The organism is bacterium endosymbiont of Bathymodiolus sp. 5 South (assembly GCF_900128535.1).
In the GTDB taxonomy this organism is placed as follows: Bacteria; Pseudomonadota; Gammaproteobacteria; order PS1; family Pseudothioglobaceae; genus Thiodubiliella.
In genome coordinates this window covers 1-1,710 of the sequence record NZ_FQTR01000263.1, presented here as the reverse complement: position 1 = coordinate 1,710, position 1,710 = coordinate 1, and the positions used below count along the sequence as shown (strand labels likewise).

The following is a 1,710-nucleotide window of genomic DNA, read 5'->3' as shown; positions in this document are numbered from 1 at the left end:
GGAGTTCAGTTTTAAGTGAATCGATTAGAGCGCTAAATGCTTGTGGGTCATCAGTATGTTCTTTTAAATAATCACTCAAAGACTGTGTGCCGGCATTGTCTTTAAGGATGAGCAATGCACCTGCTTTAATATGATCTGGATTGTCTTTGTATTTTGGATTTAAGGCTAGGAGTTCGTTTAGGCTCATGCCGTTGGCTTGGGCGATTTCACTGAGGGTGTCGCCGTTTTTGGCGAACTGAATTGAGCCGTCGTTGATTTGGTTGCTAAGGCTTTGTAATTTTTCTACAGGGGTTTGTGCCTCATTATCTGCATAGTCAAGCAGTGAAGTGGCGTCACTCCATACATCGTTGATGGCATTACCTACGGTATCAAGCATACTATCAACAGCACTAGATATTTGCTCATCATCGCCTGCGGCTAGGGCGTATACACTAAGACCTATAGCTAAAGCACCGATGGCTAATCCACTTACTGGGTTAAGTATAGTTGCAACAGATGCGACTAAACTAGTAAAAGAGGTTATATGTTCAAGTGTTTTAGTAGTTTTTGAGCCAAAAATATTATTTAAATTATCAAACATACCTATCCCAGCACCAATACCAGGAATAAGTTTTCCACCTGATTTAAATAAGCTTATTCCAACTTGAACTGTATCCATCCCTGCTATTGCTGCATTTAATTTTTCACTATCAGATGCATCTTTAATAGTGTTTGCAATTCCCATCTCAATTCTTCCTTGATTAATAATATGTTGTATTGCCTCTTGCCCAAATGTTAATTTAGCCATAATTATTTCTCCTTAATTATTAAATTGTTTTTTTAAAACTCTTCTTTCTTAATTGCGATAAGCTTATTTACACCTTTAAATCCGTATTTTTTATATCTTATCCATAGTAAAAAATACATAGTTAGAGAGGAAAATACTCCTAATAAGAACACAGTTTTAGACTTGGCAATAGATTGTTTTAGATGTACTTTATATTCATTTATATTGAAAGTTTTTATTTTTTTGTTATCTACTGTGATAGAAACTATTTTGTCGTTATATTCTTTAAAATATCCTATCTTTAGATTGGATTTTAATTCTATTTTTTTATAAATAGCAAATTTATTTTTATCATTATCTCCACTTATTTCTATATTGTATTTCTCGCCTTTTACCCATTTTATTTTGGTTAACTCACCAGTAGAATAAGTTACACTTATTTTGTTATTATTAAAGTCTGATATAAGATTTTCTGTAATTTTATTTTGATACTTAAGTATGACTGAACCCATAAGAAATATAGCCATAGCGAGGCCAATAAACAGTATATAAGCTGTTATTCTCATATATTTTTTGCCAAATATTTCTATATTTTTATATGCATGAGCATTTAAATTTCCAGCACCGGGTGCCCCTTCAAAATAAGCCAGTGCAAAAAACTTATATGTAAAAACAAACAATTTGCTTTTATTTTTGAAATTATTTATAACATAATTCTTGAAAGATCTCTTACTATATACCCACCATTGGAATAGAAGAAAAATTAAATTTAAAACAACAAAAAGTTCTAACATCTTAAGCCGTCTTGCTAAAATTAGCCAAATCCACATCAAACCAAACATCATTCATTTTGTTAGTTGCGCCTGCTGTGGTGGTAAAGCTACCTTGTTGTTTATGGGCGTTGTTATTAGCATCTACTTCATTAGAGTTATTGTAATTGGTAT

The 1,710-nt window shown here is 32.2% G+C and carries 2 protein-coding genes; both read right to left on the bottom strand.

The annotated features are described in order from the left end of the window. Nucleotides 1-787 (bottom strand): LysM peptidoglycan-binding domain-containing protein (locus tag BBROOKSOX_RS10665; protein ID WP_139661752.1); only part of this gene is annotated, 787 nt, incomplete at its 3' end. A gap of 32 nt (nucleotides 788-819) precedes the next feature. Then, a complete protein-coding gene (locus BBROOKSOX_RS10660) occupies nucleotides 820-1,560 on the bottom strand; it encodes a hypothetical protein (RefSeq protein WP_139661750.1) in 741 nt (246 codons plus the stop codon). Nucleotides 1,561-1,710 lie beyond the last annotated feature (150 nt).